Annotated in this window: 12 protein-coding genes; 8 read left to right on the top strand and 4 right to left on the bottom strand. The window is 70.8% G+C overall.

Features of this window, described 5'->3' with window-relative positions; translation table 11 throughout:
* Window positions 1–218 precede the first annotated feature (218 nt).
* The 3 genes from htpX to P3L51_RS29690 all read left to right on the top strand — a co-directional run bounded on the left by htpX (window position 219) and on the right by P3L51_RS29690 (window position 4,215).
* On the top strand, window positions 219–1,124 hold the full coding sequence (htpX, locus tag P3L51_RS29700) for a zinc metalloprotease HtpX (protein WP_354608413.1): 906 nt from the start codon (window positions 219–221) through the stop codon (window positions 1,122–1,124).
* Window positions 1,125–1,192: 68 nt separating this feature from the next.
* Window positions 1,193–1,777, top strand: a complete 585-nt coding sequence (pspAB, locus tag P3L51_RS29695; RefSeq protein WP_354608412.1) for a PspA-associated protein PspAB — start codon at window positions 1,193–1,195, stop codon at window positions 1,775–1,777.
* Window positions 1,778–2,169: 392 nt separating this feature from the next.
* Complete coding sequence (locus P3L51_RS29690) at window positions 2,170–4,215, top strand: CASTOR/POLLUX-related putative ion channel (protein ID WP_354608411.1); 2,046 nt, start codon at window positions 2,170–2,172, stop codon at window positions 4,213–4,215.
* Window positions 4,216–4,284: 69 nt separating this feature from the next.
* Here the strand turns inward: P3L51_RS29690 and P3L51_RS29685 are convergent, their stop codons facing one another.
* Window positions 4,285–4,680, bottom strand: coding sequence for a MerR family transcriptional regulator (locus P3L51_RS29685; RefSeq protein WP_354608410.1), 396 nt, complete (start codon window positions 4,678–4,680; stop codon window positions 4,285–4,287).
* A 116-nt stretch (window positions 4,681–4,796) separates the two neighbouring features.
* Between P3L51_RS29685 and P3L51_RS29680 the strand changes: the two genes are divergently transcribed.
* Window positions 4,797–5,885 carry an alkene reductase gene (locus tag P3L51_RS29680; protein ID WP_354608409.1) on the top strand — a complete coding sequence of 363 codons (1,089 nt, stop codon included), beginning with the start codon at window positions 4,797–4,799 and terminating at the stop codon, window positions 5,883–5,885.
* Between the two features lie 78 nt (window positions 5,886–5,963).
* Here the strand turns inward: P3L51_RS29680 and P3L51_RS29675 are convergent, their stop codons facing one another.
* Both P3L51_RS29675 and P3L51_RS29670 read right to left on the bottom strand, forming a co-directional pair.
* Window positions 5,964–8,957, bottom strand: coding sequence for an FAD-binding and (Fe-S)-binding domain-containing protein (locus tag P3L51_RS29675; protein WP_354608408.1), 2,994 nt, complete (start codon window positions 8,955–8,957; stop codon window positions 5,964–5,966).
* 21 nt (window positions 8,958–8,978) lie between these two features.
* On the bottom strand, window positions 8,979–10,145 hold the full coding sequence (locus P3L51_RS29670; protein WP_354608407.1) for a pyridoxal-phosphate-dependent aminotransferase family protein: 1,167 nt from the start codon (window positions 10,143–10,145) through the stop codon (window positions 8,979–8,981).
* 97 nt (window positions 10,146–10,242) lie between these two features.
* Between P3L51_RS29670 and P3L51_RS29665 the strand changes: the two genes are divergently transcribed.
* Window positions 10,243–10,995, top strand: a complete 753-nt coding sequence (locus P3L51_RS29665) for an IclR family transcriptional regulator (protein WP_354608406.1) — start codon at window positions 10,243–10,245, stop codon at window positions 10,993–10,995.
* Between the two features lie 401 nt (window positions 10,996–11,396).
* Window positions 11,397–12,671 (top strand): SLC13 family permease, encoded by a 1,275-nt coding sequence (locus tag P3L51_RS29660; RefSeq protein WP_354608405.1) that lies wholly within the window; start codon window positions 11,397–11,399, stop codon window positions 12,669–12,671.
* A 77-nt stretch (window positions 12,672–12,748) separates the two neighbouring features.
* Here P3L51_RS29660 and P3L51_RS29655 read toward each other — a convergent pair whose 3' ends face one another.
* On the bottom strand, window positions 12,749–12,940 hold the full coding sequence (locus P3L51_RS29655) for a hypothetical protein (RefSeq protein ID WP_354608404.1): 192 nt from the start codon (window positions 12,938–12,940) through the stop codon (window positions 12,749–12,751).
* Window positions 12,941–13,221: 281 nt separating this feature from the next.
* On the opposite strand from P3L51_RS29655, the gene P3L51_RS29650 reads away from it, so the two are divergent.
* Together P3L51_RS29650 and P3L51_RS29645 are read left to right on the top strand one after the other, a co-directional pair.
* Window positions 13,222–13,869, top strand: coding sequence for a TetR/AcrR family transcriptional regulator (locus P3L51_RS29650; RefSeq protein ID WP_354608403.1), 648 nt, complete (start codon window positions 13,222–13,224; stop codon window positions 13,867–13,869).
* Window positions 13,870–13,998: 129 nt separating this feature from the next.
* Window positions 13,999–15,220 (top strand): NAD(P)/FAD-dependent oxidoreductase (locus P3L51_RS29645; protein WP_354608402.1); only part of this gene is annotated, 1,222 nt, incomplete at its 3' end.

Below are 15,220 nucleotides of genomic sequence, written 5' to 3'. Positions count from 1 at the left end.
GTCGTGTCTTCGAAGTAGCGCCGTCCGCCCGCAGGGCGGGGCCCGCGGCGTCTGGTGCGGTGCGTCGCAAGGCGGAGGATCGGTCTCGTACCGGGCGTACTCGGCCGACTCCGACAACGCGGCGAGGTGCGTCCCCTGTGGTCCATACATTCCGTTTACGCCGTTTTGCCGAGATGTGGAGGAAAATGGCAGGAGTAGAGAACCGACGGAGGCGAGCGATGACACGAACCCGCTATACCAAGGACCGCGGTCTGACCACCCGCATGGTGACGACCATGTTCCTGATCGGCCTGCTGTACGTGGTCCTGGTCGGTGTGCTGCTGGCCGTGCTGGGGAAGTTCTGGCCGGTGATCCTGATCCTCGTCGGGGTGCTTTTCGTCGCCCAGTTCTGGTTCAGCGACAAGATCGCCGCCTTCGGCATGGGCGCGCACGAGGTCACCCCCGAGCAGGCACCCGAGCTGCACGGCGCGGTGGACCGTATCTGCGCACTGGCCGATATGCCCAAACCCAAGGTGGCGATCTCGGACAGTGACATACCGAACGCCTTCGCCACCGGCCGTAGCGAACGCAGCGCACTGATCTGCGCCACCACCGGACTGCTCCGCAGACTGGAACCGGAGGAGCTGGAGGGCGTCCTCGCCCACGAGATGTCGCACGTCGCGCACCGTGATGTCGCCGTCATGACCATCGCGTCGTTCCTGGGTGTGCTGGCGGGCCTGCTGACCCGCTTCGCGCTCTACAGCGGGCTGTCGAGGAGCGCCGGCAACTCCGGCCCCCTGGGTCTCGCGATCCTGGTGATTCCGCTGGTCAGCGCGGTGGTGTACGCGGTCGGCTTCCTGCTCACGCGGCTGCTCTCCCGCTATCGCGAGCTGTCCGCCGACCGTACGGCGGCGCTGCTCACCGGACGGCCCTCGGCACTCGCCTCCGCGCTGACCAAGGTGGACAGCCAGATGGCGCGGATCCCGACGAGGGACCTGCGGAAGGCGGAGCCGTACAACGCCTTCTTCTTCGTGCCGGCCTTCTCCTCCGGCGAGAGCCTGGGGCGGCTGCTCTCCTCCCACCCGACACTGGAGCAGCGGCTGGACCAGCTGGGCCGCATGTCCGCCGAGCTCGCCCGCCCGTGAACCCGTTCCCGTGAACCCGTTCCCGTGAACCCGTGTTCGTCCGATCGTCACCGTGAGGAGCTGGTCCCGTGGGCCTACTCGACACCATCCTCGGCCGGAGCAAACCGGTCCGCCCCGATCTCGACCAGCTTTTCGCCCTCCCGTCCGCCGCACTCACCCTCCAGGCCGGGGCCGGCTACACACCCACCGGCCTCGGCTCGGTCTGTTTCGCCGGCGTCGAGGGCGGTGGCTTCGCCCGGATCAGACAGGACGTACAGGAACTGCTCGACGCGGACACCGGCGAAGACAGCCACCCCGTGGAGTTCAGCCAGGATTCGTACGGCTACACCTGGCTGCTCGCCCGACAGGCGCCCGGCGACACGGCCACGCTGGTCAACGATCTGCACGCGGTCAACACTCTTCTCCAGGACGGTGGGTTCGGCCCGCAGCTCCTCTGCTCACTGATCAGTTTCCGGGACGCGGAGCAGCGGCCGCTCGCCCTCGTCTACCTCTACAAGCGCGGCACCTTCTACCCCTTCGCACCGCTGCCCGGTGCCGGCGAGAAGCGGGACAACCAGCGGGAGCTACAGGTCAGAGCGGTCCTCGGCGACGACCTGCGGATCGAGTCGGACCTCGCCCGCTGGTTCCCCGTCTGGGGTGCCCCCGGGCTGTGACCGGGCCTCGGCGGTCCGCCGCGCCGTCGCCGCGGGCCTCGGCGCACCGGGTTCGGGCAGGGTACGGAACAGCGGCCGGCTCGGCGCGGGCATCAGGATCAGTGGTGTCGGGGCCCCACGCAGCGATGTCGCGTCGGCGACCGTCCCGATGACGGGGCCGGCCGAGCGGCTGGTCGTCGGCCGGCGCCTTCAGCGATGTCCTCCGCCGCACCTTCGGGCACACCCCAGGCACACATCGGTCCCGTCGCTGACGCCTGCCCGATGCGCGCCTGCCCGAAAGGGTGAACCGGCCGCCGAATACGGCGTGTTCCGGTGCCGGAGGCAGCACTGTGCGGAGGCGGGCGGACCTGCGCCGTAACCGCCGCACAGGGCATGGGGGAAGGGGGCCGGGAATGGCACGGGACAGGACACGGCGGCCGGTCTCGCTTCGGGACAGGGCGGGTTACCGGTTCGACCGCACGCTGGCCCGCAGCACCGGCACCCTGATGGGCTGGCTGGTGATCACCTGCCTGGCCGTCGTCGTCCCGGTGAGCGCGCTGCTGGCGTGGACGGACCCCGGCTCACCTCGATCGCTGTCCGGCCGGCTGACGGCGGCGTGGCGTACGAGCGCGGAGACGCTGCGCCTGGGCGCGATGACCGGCACACCGCTGCGCATGATGCTGTCCGCCCTTCTCGGGCTGGTCGCCCTGCTGTGCGTCTCGACTCTCGTCGGGGTGATCACCAACAGCCTGGCCGAGCGGATGGCGGAGTTGAGCCGTGGGCGGTCGACGGTCCTGGAGCAGGGGCATGTCGTCGTACTCGGCTGGTCGGACCAAGTGACCACGGTGGTGGCCGAGTTGGTCGCCGCCCAGGCCGAGCGGGCCGGGCGGACCGCGCGCCGGCCGCGAGCGGTCGTCCTGCTCGCCGACCGGGACAAGACCGAGATGGAACGGGCGCTGGCGGCCCATGCCGGTCCGGTCGGACGTGCCCGCCTCATCTGCCGCAGCGGTCCCGCGAGCGACCCCGCCGTACTCGCGCTGGTCAGCCCGCGCACGGCGAGCACCGTGCTGGTGCTGCCGTCCGGGGGACCGGGCGCGGACGCCGAGATTCTGCGGATCCTGCTCGCGCTGCGAGCCGTCATCGGCGAGGCGCCCGACGGGCCGCCGGTGCTGGCGGCGGTGCGGGACGACCACTACCGCGCGCCCGCCCGGCTGGCCGCGGGACCGCGCGGTACGGTCCTGGAGACCGACACGGTCACGGCCCGGCTCATCGCGCAGTGCGTCGGCCGCCCCGGTCTCTCCCTCGTCCTGCGCGACCTGCTCGACTTCGCCGGCGACGAGTTCCACGTCACCGACGCGACCGCCTTCCACGGCGGTCCCTTCGGCGCGGCGCTGCTGGGCCATGCCGACTCCTGCGTGGTCGGGCTGCTCACCCCCCAGGGGCGTACGCTGCTGAATCCGCTCGCCGACACCGTCGTCGCACCGGGGAGCCGGCTGATCGTCCTCACCCGCGACGAGGGCTCGGCACGGCCGGCGGACTGCCGGCATCTCGTCGACCCGTCGGCGATCGCCGCGGACCGGCCGGCGGCGGAGGAGCCCGCACATCTGCTGATGCTCGGCTGGAACCGGCGGGCGCCGCTCGTTGTGGGGCAGTTACGGCGGACGGCCCGGCCGGGTTCCGTACTGGACGTGGTGACGGACAGGGCGGTGCCCGGCCCACGGGAGCCGGAGCCGGAATCGGAATCGGAATCGGCGCGGGAGCCGGCTGCCGGGGCCCGGCTGACCGTACGGTTCCGGTCCGCCGCCCTGTCGCGGCCCGAGACCCTGCTCGGGCTCGACCTCACCCCGTACGACGGCCTGGTCGTCCTCGGCCCCGACCCGCGCGAGGGGCCGGACCGCCCCGACGACTGGACGCTGGTCACCCTGCTGGCCCTGCGGCTGCTGGAAGAACGCACGGGAGGACGGGAGTTACGCGTGGTCAGCGAACTCACCGACGACCGCAACCGCCCCTTGGCACCCGTCAACCCCGGCTCCGACGTCATCGTCAGCGGAGAGCTGACCGGACTGCTCATGGCGCAGATCGCGCAGAACCGGCATCTGGCGGCCGTGTTCGACGAGTTGTTCTCCGCCGACGGCAGCATGATCTGCCTGCGGCCCGCCGGGACCTATGTCCGTCCGGGCGTCGAGGCCACCTTCGCCACCGTCGTGGCCGCCGCACGCGATCGGGGCGAGTGCGCCATCGGCTACCGCCGTCACGACCGGCGGACGACGGCACCGGACCACGGGGTCCGGCTCAACCCCCACAAGGGCGAGCGACGCGCGTGGAGCCCGGAGGACCAGGTGGTCGTCATCACTACCGAAGCGGCCGAAGTGACGGAAGCGGCCGAAGCGGACGAACGGACCGCACCGGTCGACCCGGCCCCTGCTTCCACGCGGGACGCGGAAGAACACCGGCCTTGACGCCCCCGCCTGTGCCCATGCCGAAACACGACGACGGCCTGTCCGTACCACGAAAGGGTACGGGCCGACTCAGGCCGCCCGGTGATCGAGGGCGGCCGTGCCCGCTCGCAGCGACTCGCGATGGTCCCGGGCCGTGGTCATCAGCTCGTCGAGTGCCTCCCTGGTACGCATGAGGTCGGCGATGTGCTCGGAGAGCCGGTCGCGTTCCTCGGCCATCCGCTCCATCGCGGCGTCGGAGTTCTGCTCGCTGGGCCGTTCGACGCAGGGCAGCAGCGCGGCGATGGTCCGGCTGGAGAGCCCGGCCGCGTACAGCCGCTGGATGAACGCGACCCTCTCGGCCTCGCTGTCCGTGTAGTGCCGCTGCCCGCTGGGGCTGCGGGAACTGGCGAGCAGGCCCTGCTCCTCGTAGTAGCGCAGCGATCTGACGCTGACTCCGGTACGTGAGGCGAGTTCACCGATCCGCACAAGACCCTCCCGGCTGTGTCCTGCGTCACAGGGCTTGCCTCTGACGTCCATGTGAGGTTTTAGCGTAGCCGCAGTGTCCGAGGTCCGGACACCGCGGATCACGAAGGAGTCCTGACGTGACGTCCCTCTTCTCCAGTTACCGGCTCGGCGGCCTCACACTGCCCAACCGGGTGGTCATGGCCCCGATGACCCGGGTCCGGGCAGCGGCCGGCGGCCTGGCGACGCCGTCGATGGCGGCCTACTACGCGCAGCGGGCCACGGCCGGGCTGATCGTGAGCGAAGGGGTGCAGCCGAGCGCGATCGGGCAGTCGAACCCGGGGACTCCCGGACTCCACACCGACGAGCAGGTCGCCGCGTGGCGCCCCGTGACCGACGCCGTCCACACCAACGGCGGACGGATCTTCGCCCAGCTCATGCACGGTGGGCGGGTCTCGCACCCCGAGACCATCGGCACGCGACCGGTCGGACCCTCCGCCGTCGCCGCCGTCGGCGACGTGTTCACCCCGACCGGGCCCCAGCCCGCCCCGATGCCGCGCGCCCTGGACACCGCCGAAGTGCCCGAGCACGCCCTGTCGTACGCCCAGGCCGCCCGCCGAGCCACCGACGCCGGCTTCGACGGCGTCGAACTGCACGGCGCCAACGGCTACTTGATCTCGCAGTTCCTCTCCTCCAACGCCAACCTGCGTAACGACGCCTACGGAGGCCCGATCGGCCATCGGATCCGATTCGCCGTCGAGGCCGTGGCCGCCACCGCCGACGCGATCGGCGGACAGCGGACCGGCATCCGGCTCTCACCGGGCGGCACCTTCTGGGGAGTTGAGGAGACCGACGTCCCCGAGCTGTACGACGCGCTGCTGAGCGAGCTGGCCCAACTCGACCTGGCCTACATCCACATCGAGGCCACGGCCGACGACGAGATACTGGTCGCCCTGCGTCGGGCGTGGCCGGGCACCCTCGTCATGAACCCCACGCTCCCGATGGGACCGAAGCAGACCGGCAGGGACGACGCCGACCGCTGGCTCGGGCTGGGCGCCGACCTCATCAGCTTCGGCCGCGCCTTCGTTGCCAACCCCGACCTGGTCGAACGGCTGCGCGGCGGACTGCCCATCGCCCCCGTCGACGAGGCCACGTACTACCAGGGCGGTGACGCGGGCTATCTGACGTACGCGCCCCACGACTACGCGCCTCACGACTACGCGGCCTGACGCCGGGCCGCGCCCCTCGCCACCCGCGCTCCTCCCGTACGCCGTCGACGGGCGACTCCCGCCCGTCGACGGCCGGGCTCAGTCGGACGTCACCGCCTCCCACAGCAGCTGGACGGGATGCCAGGCGTCGCGCGCCGTGCCGTGGAAGATCTGCTGGCGGCAGGAGACCCCCGTGGCGACCACCACCGTGTCCGGCGGTTCGGCCGTGATCGCGGGGAAGAGACGGTCCTCGCCCACCGTCATCGACACGTCGTAGTGCTCCGACTCGAAGCCGAAGGACCCGGCCATCCCGCAGCATCCGGCGTCCAGTTCGACCACCGACACACCAGGGATACGGTTCAGCAGCGCGACGGTCGCGGCCGTGCCCACCTCCGCCTTCTGGTGGCAGTGGCCGTGGTAGACCAGCGTGCGCCCGGCGAGCCAGGAGTCCTCGCGCGGTCGCAGCCGCCCGTCGTCGATCGCCTCGACGAGCAACTCCTCGACCTGGCGCACCCTCCCCGCGATGTCCTTGACCGCCGGGTCGTCCGGCAGCAGGGACAGGTGCTCGTCGCGCAGTGTCATCAGGCACGAGGGCTCGCAGCCCACGACCGGCGAGCCGGCTTCCGTCGACCCGCTCAGGGTGTCCGCCAGATGGCGGGCCTTGTTCTTCGCGTCGTCCACCAGGCCCTTGGAGAGACTCGACCTGCCGCAGCAGACGCCGCTCTCCAGCCGTACGTCCCACCCCGCCCGCTCCAGCAGTTGGACGGCCGCCCGGCCGATGTCCGGCTCGGTGAAGGTGGTGAAGGAGTCGGCGAGATAGGTGACGGTGCCCTGGGTGACCGGATGCGCGGTGGCGTTACGGCGCCGGAACCAGCGCAGCAGGTTCTGGCGTACGAAGACGGGCAGCGGTCGCGCCGGGGCGATGCCCACCGTACGGTCCATCAGCCGGCGCACCAGCGGGAGGCGTCCCGGCAGATTGGACAGCGGCGCGGTCGCCGAGCCCAGCCGGTTCAGGAACCGGATCGATCCGAACAGGCGGGAGCGCAGCGGCACTCCATGGATGTCGTGGTGGTGCGAGAGCGCCTCGCTCTTGAGGGTCGCCATGTCGACGCCGAGGGGGCATTCGCTCTTGCACGCCTTGCACATCAGGCACAGGTCCAGGACCTCGTGCAGCCGCTCGTCCCCGAGCGCGGCGCGCGGGTCCGGTTCGGACAGGGCCTTGACGAGGGCCGCGGCCCGGCCGCGGGTGGAGTCCTCCTCCTTGCGGGTGGCCATGTACGACGGGCACATGGTGCCGCTGCCGGACTTGCGGCACAGGCCGATGTTCATGCACCGGTCCGCCGCCGCGCGCATGGCGCCCGTGCCGCCGCCCGGGTCGCCGCCCGAGCCGGGGCCCGCTCCCGCGCCGATGACCTCGAAGGAGAGCCGGGTACGCAGCGGCTCGGCGGGTGTCAGCGCCGCGTCCCGCAGATTCTCCGTCATCGGCCGCGCGTCCACGATCTTGCCGGGGTTGAGTACGTCGTTCGGGTCGAAGACTTTCTTGACCTGCCGCATCGCCTCGTACAGCGCGTCGCCGAAGATCTCCCGGTTGAACTCGCTGCGCGCCAGCCCGTCGCCGTGCTCACTGGAGTTGACGCCGCCGTACTCGGCGACGAGATCCTTGATCTCCTCCGCGACGCTTCGCATCCTGACCACGTCCGCCGGGTCGGCGAGGTCGAGATACGGCCGGATGTGCAGACAGCCGACCGAGCAGTGCCCGTAGAAACCGGCCGTCATCCCGTGCCGGTCGAGGACTTCCTTGAACCTCCTTGTGTAGTCGGCGAGATGGACGGGATCGACCGCGGTGTCCTCGACGAACGCCAGCGGACGCCGCGTGCCCTCGCTGGCCGCCATCAGCAGGCCGAGCCCGGCCTTGCGGACCTTCAGCAGGGAGGCCTGCTGTGCCGGGGTGACCGCTCGCAGGGTGTGATATCCGTGCCCGTGCCGGGACCACAGAGCCGTGAGCCGCTTCAACTGCCCCAGCAACTCGCCCTCGTCGTCACCGCTGAAGGAGACGAAGAGCAGGGCCTCGGGATCTCCGCTCAGCAGGTCGCCCAGCGCCGCGTACTCGATCTTGCGGCGCGACAGGTCGAGGATCGTACGGTCCATCAGCTCCACCGCGGCCGGGTCGCAGGCCAGCGCGTCCTGTGTCGCGTCGATGGCTCCGGCGACGGAGGTGAAGTGGCCGACGGCGATCACCGTACGGCCCGGCTTGGGCACCAGATCGACCAGCGCGCTGGTCGCGACGGCCAGTGTCCCTTCCGAACCGACGACGAACTTGGCCAGATCGAAGACGGTGTCCTCGCGCGCCAGCCGGTCCAGCCGGTAGCCGCAGGCGCGGCGCCAGTGGGCCGGGAAGCCCTCGGCGATGGCCGTCGAGTTGGCCCGTACGATCTCGGGCAACTCCCGGTAGAGCGCGCCCTCCAGGGTGGTCCGCGTGGCCCGGTGCGCGCGCTCGGCCTCCTCGACGCGGTCCAGCCGGATCCGGCTCGCGTCCGAGAGCACCACGTCGAGTTCGCGGACGTGGTCGATGGTCATGCCGTGGCGCACCGATCCGCTGCCGGCCGAGTTGTTGCCGATCATTCCGCCGATGGTGGCCCGGTTGCTGGTCGAGGTGTCCGGGCCGAACATCAGCCCCCAGGGGCTCGCGGCGCGGTTGAGCTGGTCCTGTACGACTCCGGCCTCCACCAGCGCCGTACCGCTGCCGGGGTCCAGCTCCACGACGCGGTTCATGTGCCGGGACAGGTCCAGGACCAGTCCGGGCCCGACGGTCTGGCCGGCCAGGCTCGTCCCGGCGCCGCGCGGCACCACCGACACCTGGTGGGCAGCGGCGGCGGCGACCGCCGCGGCGACGTCGTCGGCGTGCCGGGGGAAGACCACCCCGAGCGGGGTGATCGCGTACATGCTCGCGTCCCGTGCGAACAACTGCCGTGTGTAGTCGTCGAATTGGGCCTCTCCGTCGAGATCCCTGTCGAGGTCCCGCTGTAGCGCCCGGGCCGACTCCCGGCTCTCCGCGCTCTCATGGGTGGGGCGCTCGCCCCTGGTGACGGTCATGCTCGGCAACCTCCTCGGTGTTCAGCCCGCGCTCAGGACGTCCAGCGCCGCGTTGAGCCCGCTCGGATCGATACGTACGCCTGCCAGTTGAAGACCCATCTGCACCCCGGCGAGCGTGCCCGCGAGCGTCAGGTCGTTGAAGTGCCCCAGGTGACCTATCCGGAAGATCTGTCCGGCGAGTCTGCCGAGCCCGGCGCCCAGGGACATGTCGAACCGGTCCAGGATGATCTCCCGTACCTTGTCGGCGTCCACGCCGTCGGGCACCAGGACGGCGGTGAGCGCGGAGGAGTGTTCGCGGTCGTCCGCGCACAGCACCTCAAGTCCCCATCCCCGCACGGCGGTTCGAGTGGCGGCCGCATGGCGGTCGTGCCGGGCGAAGACCGCGGGCAGCCCCTCCGCCGCGAGCATCCGCAGCGCCTCGTCGAGCCCGTACAGCAGGTTGGTCGCGGGGGTGTACGGGAAGAAGCCGCGCCGGTTCGCCTCGATGATCGGCTGCCAGTCCCAGTACGACGTGCGCAGCCGAGAGGTGCGGGACGCGGCGAGGGCCTTCTCGCTGATCGCGTTGAAACTCAGGCCCGGTGGGAGCATCAGCCCCTTCTGGGAGCCGGCCACCGTGACGTCGACCCCCCATTCGTCGTGCCGGTAGTCGATGGAGCCGAGCGAGGAGATCGTGTCGACAAGGAGCAGCGCCGGGTGTCCCGTCGCGTCCATCGCCTGCCTGATCTCGGCGATCCGGCTGGTGACGCCGGTGGATGTCTCGTTGTGCACGACGCAGACGGCCTTGACTGTACGGGCGCTGTCGGCGGCGAGGCGTTCGGCGACGGCGTCCGGGTCGGCGCCGTGCCGCCAGTCGCCCGGCACGAAGTCGACGTAGAGACCGAGGTCGGTGGCCATGCGCTGCCAGAGGGTGGCGAAGTGGCCGGTCTCCACGTGCAGGACACGGTCGCCGGTGTTGAGGGTGTTGACGAGGGCGGCCTCCCAGGCTCCGGTGCCGGAGCCGGGGAAGATCACGACGGGTCCCGTGGTGCCGAACACCGGCTTGAGCCGGGCGAGCAGGTTCGTGGTGAACGCGGCGAATTCGGGGCCGCGATGGTCCGTCGTCGGCGCCGACATGGCGCGGAGTACCTGGTCGGGGACGTTGGTGGGGCCGGGGATCTGCAAGAAGTGCCGCCCGGTGTGAGTGGTCACGGTGGCCAACTCCCTTGAAATGCGTGCCACAATGTGGCACGGTGTGTCGTAAGATGGCACGGCGGAGCATATGAGCCAACCAGTCGGGAGTCAACGGATGCAGAGCGTTCTCAACGCACTTCGGGTACTGGAAGAGGTCGCCGCACGGCAGCCGGTGGGCGTCGCCGACCTGGCCCGCGCCCTCGGCCTGCCCAAGAGCTCGGCGCAGCGCGCGCTGCGCACCCTGGACGCCGCGGGCTGGATCCGCCCGGCCGGCGGCGAGGTCACCCGCTGGGTCCTGACCACCAAGGCGTTGCAGGTCGGACGCCGTGCCACCGGGGAGCTGAGTCTGCGCGACGTGGCCGTGCCGATCATGGAGGAGCTGCGCAGGCGCACCGACGAGACGGTCCATCTGACGGTCCCGGACGGGGACAAGGTGGTGCTGATCGAGCGCCTGGAGACGTCGAAGGCGGTGCGGATCATCCTGGCCCTGGGCACGCACCTGCCCTTCCACGCCTCCGCGAACGGCAAGGCCGTTCTCGCCGCGAGCGCCCCCGAGGTGATCGAGCGTCAACTGGCTTCGGGGCTGGAGGAGTTCACGACCGCCACCGTCACGGACCGGGACGCGGTGCTCGCCGAACTGGCGCTGATCCGGGAGCGCGGATACGCCACCAACAGCGGCGAATGGCGTGACGACGTCTCCGCCGTCGCGGCCCCCGTGCTGGGTGAGGCGGGTGCGCCGGTCGCGAGCATCAGCGTCAACATGCCGACGAGCCGGATGACCCCGGAGTCGACCGCCGCGCACGGCGCGCTGGTGAGCGAGACGGCACGGCAGGTCAGCGCGGCGCTGGGCCACTCGCGCCAGGGCTGAACGGGGCGTTCCACCAGGAGACTTGAGCAGGACGAGGCGGTCGTACGGCGAGGGCCGGGCCGCCTCGTTCCCGTCGTACGGCGAGGGCCGGGCCGTCTCGACCGGTCACCGTCCGGCCGGACGGGGGCCCGTCCCGCCCGACGCGAAAGGTTCCCGCAGGCCCCTTGACGCCGCCGGAAAACCTCTTCAATACTCCCGACTGCGGAAATCAATTTCCGTCTGGCGGAATGATTCACCCATCCCTGGGCTGCTCCGGGACCGTGGGGAGTCGTTCGCGCGCCGTCTCACATCCCGGCATCTCCGGTGCCGCGCGCACCCCTCGTCATGCGCCGACGCGCCAGGGCGCCAACGTGCCCCGGTGTGACACGACATGACCTTCGGCCGACGGCAAGGGAGCCCTCGTGTCAGACCAAGTCATCTCCATCATCGCCCTCGTACTGATCTTCGCCGTCGCGACCTTCTCCGCGGTCCATCTGGGCGTCCTCGCGATCGTCGCGGCGTTCATCGTCGGCTCCACCGTGGCTGAGGAGTCCAGCGACGACATCTTCGCCGGTTTCCCCGGCGACCTGTTCGTCGTGCTGGTCGGCGTGACCCTCCTGTTCGGAATCGCGAAGAGCAACGGCACCGTCGACTGGCTCATCGACGCGGCGGTGAAGGCGGTGCGCGGCAGGATCGCCTTCATTCCCTGGGTCATGTTCCTGGTCACCGCCGTCCTCACGGCGGTCGGCGCGGTCACGCCCGCGGCGGTCGGGATCGTCGCGCCCATCGGGCTGGGATTCGCCGCGACGTACGGCATCAGCCCGGTGCTCATGGGGCTGTTCATCGCCAACGGGGCCAGCGCGGGCGGCTTCTCGCCCATCGGGGTCTTCGGCAGCATCACCAACAACGTGGTCGAACGCAACGATCTGCCCGGCGACCCCGCGCTGCTCTTCACGGCGTCGTTCCTGTTCAACGTCGGCCTGTGTGTCATCGTCTTCCTGCTGTTCGGCGGGCGGCAGTTGCTCGGGCGAATCGCGACGGGCACCGGGAAAGAGGCGAGCGACGCGGCCGACGGAACCACGCCGCCGGAGCCCCTCCGTCTCGACCTCCCGCGCGCGCTGACCCTCCTCGGACTGCTCAGCCTGGTCGCCGGCGCCCTCTTCTTCGACCTGGACGTGGGCCTGATGGCGCTCACCATCGCCGTCGTCCTGTCCCTGGTCGCCCCGAAGTCGGCCAAGGGCGCCGTGGACCGGTGCGCGTGGTCCACCGTGCTGCTGGTCTGCGGCATCGTCACGTACGTGAGCCAGATGGAGCGCATCGGCACCATCGACTTCCTCGGCGAGCGGGTCGCGAGCATCGACGCCCCACTCCTCGGCGCCCTGCTGATCTGCCTCATCGGCGCCGTGGTGTCGGCCTTCGCCTCGACCACCGGCATGCTCGGGGCGCTGATCCCCTTGGCGGTCCCGTTCCTGCTCACCGGCCAGGTGGGAGCCGTGGGGCTCATCACCGCACTGGCCATATCCGCGTCGATCGTGGACGCGTCGCCCTTCTCCACGAGCGGCGCGCTGGTGACCGCCAACACCCCCGCCGATCAGCGCGAGCTGGTCTTCCGCCGCCTGATGGCCTGGGGCCTGGGGATCGCCCTCGTGGGCCCGCTGGTCACCTGGTGCCTGTTCGTGGTCCCCGGCTCGCTCTGACCGGTCGTCAGCCCCGGAAACGGCCGCCGGCCCCCCGCGGATCACCGCGGGAGGCCGACGACTGTGTACGAGGGGTCTTAGTTGTTGTCGCCGAAGATGACAACGGTGTTGAAGCTGTCGTTGATCCAGGTGGAGACGAATTCGCTGTTCACGATGCTGTTGCCACGGTCGTGCTCGCCACCGCGGTCGGTGGCGGCGGCGGCACCGGCGCTGCCGAGGAGGGTGAGGGCGGCGAGCGCGGTGGCGGCGACTGCTGTGCGGATGCGCATGGGAATTCTCTTTCTACGTTGCTGCGGGGACTTTCGGACACTGCACCCATAGACGCCGGACGCTCCTCGATAACCGAGCGGCGGGCGAGACCACTCCGATGCCGGACGGCATCGCGAATACGGCGGTAGGGGCGGAGGTGTGAACGTCGAAATTAAGTCAGTCGCTTGCTTTAGTTGAGAGGGGGCGGTTAACTGATCACGTACTCGAATCACGTACTCGAAGCCGACCCCGAGGAAGTGCGATGGGTGATCCCGCGCAAAGTGCCGGTACGCTCATGCCCGTGAGAGGGAAGACCGGCCGGGGGGAACGCGCCGACGCGACGCGGGAGTTGATTCTCGCCACGGCGGAGCGCATGTTCGCCGAGCACGGAGTGTTCGCCGTCTCCAACCGGCAGGTCAGCGAAGCGGCCGGACAGGGCAACAACGCCGCCGTCGGCTACCACTTCGGTACGAAGACGGATCTCGTACGGGCCATCGCGCGCAAGCACACCGAACCGGTCGAAGAGATCCGGCAGCGGATGGTCGCCGACATCGGCGGTTCCCCCGAGGTACGGGACTGGGTGGCCTGTCTCGTACGCCCGATCACCGACCATCTCGCCGCGCTGGGCAGCCCCACCTGGTACGCCCGGTTCGCCGCCCAGGCGATGACCGACCCGGGTCTGCGCGAGATCGTGGTCCACGACTCGCTCACCGCTTCCTCGCTGCACCGGATCATCCAGGGGCTCGACACCTGCCTGCCGGATCTGCCGGCCGAAGTACGGGCCGATCGCGGTGACATGGCCCGCCATCTGATGGTGCACATCTGCGCCGAGCGGGAGCGTGCGCTCGCCCTCGGCGCCGCCACACCACGGTCGAACTGGGACGACGCCGGGACGGGCCTGATCGACGCGATCGTCGGGCTGTGGCTGGCCCCCGTCACACAGCCCTGACCACCCCTCACTCTCCCACCTCTTCAACCCTGATCGCCTCGCCCTGGCCCTCTCATGCCCTGGGCGCTGTCGAGGCCACCCCTGCGACCCTACGTTCCTCGCCGAACCGCAGACGGAGGAGTTCCGACGATGACAGAGACGGTGGACCGGACACCGCACACCACACCCCGAGAGGCCGCCGACGTGCTGGTGGTCGGCGCGTCCGCCGCCGGGCTGACCACGGTGGAAGCGCTACGACGCCACGGCTTCACCGGCAAGGTGACGGTGCTCGGCGCCGAGACACACGCGCCGTACGACCGGCCACCGCTGTCGAAGCAGGTACTCGCCGGCACCTGGCAGCCCGACCGGGCCCAACTGCGCCCGAGGGAAGCGCTCACGGCGCTGGGCGCCGAGTTCGTCCTCGGCGACCCGGCGGTCGGCCTGGACGCCACTACCCGCACGGTGCGCACCGCGTCCGGACGCACCCTGCGTGCCGAGGCGGTCGTCGTGGCCACGGGTACAAGACCCCGCACCCTCCCCGGACAAGCCGGTCTGGCCGGGGTCCACGTACTGCGCACCCTCGACGACGCGCTCGCGCTGCGCGCAGGACTTCTCCGCGCCGCACGACTCGTGGTCGTGGGAGACGGCGTGCTCGGCTCGGAGGTGGCCGCCACCGCCCGCACCATGGGCCTCGACGTCACCGTCGCGGGACCTCAGCACGCGCCCATGGCGAACCAACTCGGCCACGGCGTCGCCGACATGCTCGCCGCACTGCACACCGCGCGCGGGATCCGCCTGCGGCCGGGCGCCGGTGTCCGGGGACCGGTCGGCAGTGCCGGCACCGTCACCGGGGTACGTCTCGACAACGGTGAGGTGCTGCCCGCAGACCTCGTCGTGGTGGCGATCGGCGCCGATCCGGTGACCGACTGGCTCCAGGACAGCGGTCTGCGGGTGGACAACGGCCTTGTCTGCGACTCCCGTTGCCGGGCGGGCGAGGGCGTGTACGCCGTCGGGGACGTGGCGCGCTGGCATCACGACCGACTCGGCGCGCTGCTGAGGCTGGAGAACCGGACCAACGCCGGCGAGCAGGCCATGGTCGTCGCGGCCAACATCCTCGGCGGCGACCGGGCGTACACACCCGTGCCGTACTTCTGGACCGACCAGTTCGACACGAAGATCCAGGTGCACGGCGTCGTTCCCGCAGGCGCCGACGCCGAGATGACCGTCGTGGACGGAGACCCGTCGACCGGGCGGTTCGTCGCGCGGTACCGACGAGAGGGCCGAGTCACCGGCGTACTCGGCTGGAACATGCCCAAGCAGACCCGGCTGCGCCGTCAGGACGTCGCCGACGCGCTCACCGACGGACCGGTTC

Origin of the sequence: Streptomyces panacea (genome assembly GCF_040560175.1) — a bacterium.
Classification (GTDB): Bacteria; Actinomycetota; Actinomycetes; order Streptomycetales; family Streptomycetaceae; genus Streptomyces; species Streptomyces panacea.
The sequence above is the reverse complement of the archived record's forward strand: the minus strand, read 5'-3'. Positions and strand labels throughout refer to the sequence as shown.

What these genes read in the sequence shown, in the direction of transcription:
- htpX (WP_354608413.1), top strand. Translation starts at nt 219, where the DNA reads ATGACACGAACCCGCTATACCAAGGACCGCGGTCTGACCACCCGCATG.
- P3L51_RS29690 (WP_354608411.1), top strand. Translation starts at nt 2,170, where the DNA reads ATGGCACGGGACAGGACACGGCGGCCGGTCTCGCTTCGGGACAGGGCG.
- P3L51_RS29675 (WP_354608408.1), bottom strand. Translation starts at nt 8,957, where the DNA reads ATGACCGTCACCAGGGGCGAGCGCCCCACCCATGAGAGCGCGGAGAGC.
- P3L51_RS29665 (WP_354608406.1), top strand. Translation starts at nt 10,243, where the DNA reads ATGCAGAGCGTTCTCAACGCACTTCGGGTACTGGAAGAGGTCGCCGCA.
- P3L51_RS29655 (WP_354608404.1), bottom strand. Translation starts at nt 12,940, where the DNA reads ATGCGCATCCGCACAGCAGTCGCCGCCACCGCGCTCGCCGCCCTCACC.